We start from the raw sequence: 4,997 nt of genomic DNA on the forward strand, positions 1-4,997 counted from the left end.
GGCCAGGGCCGCCAGCTCCCCCTCGATCGCCACGCGGTTGCGGTCTCGCATGTTCAGCCCCGTCCACACCCGCAGCCCCGCGCGCCGCAGCAGGTACGCCCGGTAGGCCGGAGGAAACTGCACACGCGCCGATCCCGCGTCGCCGGCGAGGACGGCATCCACCTCTCCCGCGAGCACCGCGGCGCAGGAATCGATGGATGCCACGCTCAACGCCCGCGCGGGAAGATCGGCCACGACCCACGGGCGCGTGCCGAGAGAGGCCAGGGTCTCTGCGGCGGCGGCGGTGCGAGGGCCGGGGGGCGGTGCCGAGACCCGGTCGACGCCGGCCCACGTCACCGTCGACCGCGGCAAAAACGTGCACGCGCGAGAAGCGTCGATCTCGCACGATCCGCCGAAGCCGACGCCGCCGCACGGACCGTATTCCGTGCGCTTGGGGCACGCATCGAGAAGGGGCAGGACCTGCACGGGGCGCCTCCGTTCCGGGGCGCCGTGGCCCCACGCCCGGGAGTGTACGGAGCGCGTGTTTCAGCGAATGTTCATGGCGGCAACATCGCCGAAACGCGCGGTCCCTACGCTCGGCGGTGCACGCTGCACACCCGGAGGTGGCCATGATCACGGCAGGCACCACGTTCGGCTCCGATCTCGACGAGACCGACGCCCTCGTCGCCGACCCGCTCGCGCTGATGGTGCGGTGGCTCCCGCCGCACGACAGCGAACTGCGCCCGCTCGCGGCCCTGTCGACGATCGGCCGCGACGGTCTGCCGTCGCTGCGTCACGTGCTCGTGAGCGATCGGGATGCCACGGGCCTGTACTTCCACACCGATTCCGCCAGCGCGAAGGTCGCCGAGATCGCGGCCAACCCGGTCGCGGCGATGTCGGTCGCGTGGCCCGAGGTGGGACGGCAGCTCGTCGTGCGCGGCATCGTCGAACGCGTGAGCGCGCCCGAGGCCGCCGCTGTGTACGCCCAGCGTTCGCGCTACCTGCAGCTGCTGGCGTGGATGAACACGCTCGACAACGCCCAGCTCCCCACCGACGAGCGCCGACGCGTCTGGGCCGACTTCGACTCCGCGCACCCCGTCCTCGACCCGCCGGAACGCTGGGTCGGCTTTCGGCTGCGTCCCCTCACGCTGACGTTCTGGCGGGGCGACCCGGCGGGGCAGAGCACGCGCCAGCACTACCGGCTCGCCGACGGCGCGTGGTCGGGCGAGATCCTGGCGGGCTGAGCGTGGACATCACCACCGTCACCTCCTACCGCGCCGCCCGGACGCGCGACGATCTCGCGCTGGCTCCGGGCGAGGTCGTGATGGCCGGGGGCACGTGGCTCATGAGCGAGCCGCAGCCCGCGACCACCGGCTTCGTCGACCTCACGACCCTCGGCTGGCCCGACGTCGAGGTCACCGACGCCGGGCTCCGCATCGGCGCGACGTGCACGATCGCGCGCCTGCTCGCGTGGGTCGACCGTGAGGCTCCCGCCGAATGGACGTCGCTCGCGCTCGCGCGCCCCGCTGCTGACGCGCTGCTGGCGTCGTTCAAGATCTGGAACACCGCCACGGTCGGCGGCAACGTCTGCCGCGCGTTCGCGGCCGGGGCGATGATCGCGTTCCTCTCGACCCTGGATGCCACGGCCCTGGTGTGGACCCCCGACGGCGGCGAACGCCGGATCGCCGTCGCCGACCTCGTGATCGACAACGCCGCAACCTCGCTGGAGCCCGGCGAGGTGCTGCGTGCCCTCGATGTCCCGCTCGCGGCGCTGACCTCCCGAGTGGCGCTGCAGAAGATCGCCCTCGCCGAACTCGGCCGCTCGGGCGCCGTCGTCACCGCTCGCGTCGACCCCGACGGCGCGGCGGTGTTCGTCGTCACGGCCGCGGTGCGTCGGCCGCGCGTGCTGCGGTTCGCGCGGGTGCCCGGAGCGGGAGAGTTGCGGGATGCCGTGGCATCCGCGACCGATTTCTACACCGATCCGCTCGGCAGCGCCGATTGGCGCCGCGGGGTGAGCGTGGTGCTCGCCGAGCGGTTGCGCGCGGGGTTCGTGCAGACCATGCACGAGGGCGCCGCGTGAACGCCGGGTTCCGCAGTGCCGTCCCACGCTCGGGAGTTCTGCGCCGGGAAGCGCTCGCCGCGCACCCCGACGTCGCCCCGCGGACCGCTTTCTCCGGAGCGCGGCACCGGCCCCGCCCGACACACGTCCGCCAGGAGGGCACCGCGTGAGGTTCGAGGTCAACGGATCCGCCGTCGATGCCGACCCCCGTCCGGGCCAGTGCGCCCGGACGCTGCTGCGTGAGACCGGCCACGTCGAGGTGAAAAAGGGGTGCGACGCGGGTGACTGCGGCGCGTGCTCCGTGCTCATCGACGGTGAGCCGACGCACTCGTGCATCGTCCCCGCGATGCGACTCGAGGGTCGCGCGATCACCACGGCCGCCGGGCTCGCACCGGGCGACGAACTGCACCCGGTGCAGGAGGCGCTGGCATCCGGATTCGGGTTCCAGTGCGGGTTCTGCACCCCGGGCATGAGCGTCACGGCATCCACGCTCTGCGAGAGCGATCTCGACGACCTCGACCGCCGTATGAAGGGGAACCTGTGCCGCTGCACGGGATACCGGCCGATCCGTGAGGCGATCCGGGAGTCCGTGCTCGGCCCGGTGCGCGAGACGGGACCCGCCACCGCGCCGAACGGCCACCCCGCGCTCGCACTAGCACGGGACGGCAGCATCGCAGACGCCGGCCGCGTCGGCACCTCCGTCGTACCCGAGGCCGCCCGCCGCATCGTCCAGGGCACGGAGCCGTTCACCTTCGACGAGCCCGTGCCCGGCGGCCCGCCGCTCGTGCTGCGCGTCGTCACCTCACCCCACGCCCACGCCCGGATCACCTCGATCGACACCACCGCCGCGCTGGCGCTGCCCGGCGTCGTCGCGGTCTTCACCCACCTCGACGTTCCCGAGACCCTCTACTCCACCGGCCGTCACGAACACCGCACCGACGACCCCGACGACACGCGGATGCTGGACGACGTCGTCCGCCACGTCGGCCAGCGGGTCGCGGCGGTCGTCGCGGAGACGGCGGAGGCCGCGGATGCCGGCTGCCGCGCAGTCCGCGTGGAGTACGCCGTGCTCCCCGCCGTCTTCGATCCCGAGGACGCGCGCCGCCCCGGCGCTCCGCTGCTGCACCCCGACCGCACGCCCGAGGAGCGCGTGATGGAGGCGGGACGCAACGTCGTCGCCGGCTTCCACACCGGCCACGGCGGCGACATCGACGAAGCCCTCGCCGCGAGCCACGCCACGGTGACCGGCGAGTGGCGTTCGTCGCGCGTCACCCACGCGGCGCTCGAGACGCACGGATCCGTCGGGTGGCTCGACGACGAGGGCCGCCTGGTGATCCGCTCGTCGACGCAAGTGCCGTTCCTCGCCCGCAACGAACTCGCGCACGTCTTCGGCCTCGAGCGCGACCGCATCCGCGTGTTCGCGAACCGGGTCGGCGGCGGCTTCGGCGGCAAGCAGGAGCTCTTCACCGAAGACCTCACGGCGCTGGCCGTACTGAAGCTCGGCCGCCCGGTGGCGTACGAGTTCTCGCGCACCGACCAGTTCGTGCGCGCGTCGCTGCGGCATCCGATGCGCGTCCGCGTGTCTCTGGGGGCGGATGCCGCGGGCACCCTGACCGCGATGAAGATCGACGTGCTCAGCGACACCGGCGCGTACGGCAACCACGCGATCGGGGTGCTGTTCCACTCGTGCGCCGAGTCGACGACGCTGTACCGCGTGCCGACGAAGTGGATCGACGCCGAAGCGGTCTACACGAACAACCCGCCCTCGGGCGCGTTCCGCGGGTACGGGCTGGGGCAGGTCGTGTTCGCGGTCGAGTCGGCGATGGACGCTCTCGCTGAGAAGCTGGGGATGGACCCGTTCGACCTCCGCCGGATCAACGCGGTGACGGAGGGCGACCCGCTCCACCCCGACGAGGACAAGTACGAGGAAGACCTGATCTGGGGCAGTTACGGCCTCGACCAGTGCCTGGACCTCGCGCAGGACGCCCTCCGCCGCGGCAACGGCGTCGAGGCCCCCGCGGGCTGGGCGGTCGGCGAGGGCATGGCCGCCGCGATGATCGCGACGATGGCCCCGCGCGGGCACATCGCCCACACGACCGCGACCCTGCGCCCCGACGGCACGTACCTGCTGCGCGTCGGCACCGCGGAGTTCGGCAACGGCACCTCGACCGTGCACCGGCAGATCGCGGCGACGGTGCTCGACGCCTCTCCGGAGCGCCTGGAACTCTGGGCCGCCGACACCGACGCCGTCCGCCACGACACCGGAGCCTTCGCCTCCGCCGGTACCACCGTCGCCGGGAAGGCGCTGCACGGCGCCTGCACCGTGCTGCGCCGGCGCATGATCGACATCGCCGTGGAGCTCGCCGGAGGGGATGCCGACTCCGCCGAGATCGTGGCATCCGGAATCCTGGCCGGAGACGAGCTGGTGCCGTGGGACCGGATCGTCGCGGCCGCCCCCGAGACGATGCTCGACGAGCACGGACTCACGGCGGACGGCGCGGAGTTCGGCGACTTCCGCTCGCTCGCGTTCAACGTGCACGCCGCGCGAGTGGCCGTCGACCCCGAGACGGGCACGGTGAAGGTGCTGCAGTCGATCCAGACCGCCGACGCCGGGGTAGTGATCAACCCGGCGCAGTGCCGCGGGCAGATCGAGGGCGGTGCCGCGCAGGCTCTCGGCGGCGCGCTGTACGAAGAGGTGATGCTCGAGGACGGGGTGGTGCAGAACGCCGTGTTCCGCACGTACCGCGTGCCGCAGTTCGCCGACGTGCCCGACACCGAGGTGTACTTCGCCGAGACCGACGATGCGCTGGGTCCGTTCGGTGCGAAGTCGATGAGCGAGTCGCCGTACAACCCGGTGGGCGCGGCGATCGGCAACGCGGTGTCGCGCGCGCTCGGCCGTCGCGGCTACGAGCTGCCGTTCTCGCGCGACCGCGTGTGGAGGCTGGCCGGCGGGGAGTGA

Annotated in this window: 4 protein-coding genes; 3 read left to right on the forward strand and 1 reads right to left on the reverse strand. The window is 72.8% G+C overall.

Going from position 1 to position 4,997, the window contains the following annotated elements; translation table 11 throughout:
* Positions 1 to 465 (reverse strand): methylenetetrahydrofolate reductase C-terminal domain-containing protein (locus FE256_RS17430; RefSeq protein ID WP_212743541.1); only part of this gene is annotated, 465 nt, incomplete at its 3' end.
* A 143-nt stretch (positions 466 to 608) separates the two neighbouring features.
* Between FE256_RS17430 and FE256_RS17435 the strand changes: the two genes are divergently transcribed.
* The 3 genes from FE256_RS17435 to FE256_RS17445 all read left to right on the forward strand — a co-directional run bounded on the left by FE256_RS17435 (position 609) and on the right by FE256_RS17445 (position 4,997).
* On the forward strand, positions 609 to 1,223 hold the full coding sequence (locus FE256_RS17435; RefSeq protein WP_138178173.1) for a pyridoxine/pyridoxamine 5'-phosphate oxidase: 615 nt from the start codon (positions 609 to 611) through the stop codon (positions 1,221 to 1,223).
* Positions 1,224 to 1,225: 2 nt separating this feature from the next.
* Positions 1,226 to 2,059, forward strand: a complete 834-nt coding sequence (locus FE256_RS17440) for an FAD binding domain-containing protein (protein WP_138178176.1) — start codon at positions 1,226 to 1,228, stop codon at positions 2,057 to 2,059.
* A gap of 145 nt (positions 2,060 to 2,204) precedes the next feature.
* Entirely contained in the window at positions 2,205 to 4,997 is a 2,793-nt protein-coding gene (locus tag FE256_RS17445) for a molybdopterin-dependent oxidoreductase (protein WP_138178180.1), read from the forward strand.

It is taken from the genome of Microbacterium sp. 5K110 (assembly GCF_005774735.1).
Classification (GTDB): domain Bacteria; phylum Actinomycetota; class Actinomycetes; order Actinomycetales; family Microbacteriaceae; genus Microbacterium.

Excerpts from the sequence above, each read along its gene's own strand:
- FE256_RS17435 (WP_138178173.1), top strand. The coding sequence starts at position 609 with ATGATCACGGCAGGCACCACGTTCGGCTCCGATCTCGACGAGACCGAC.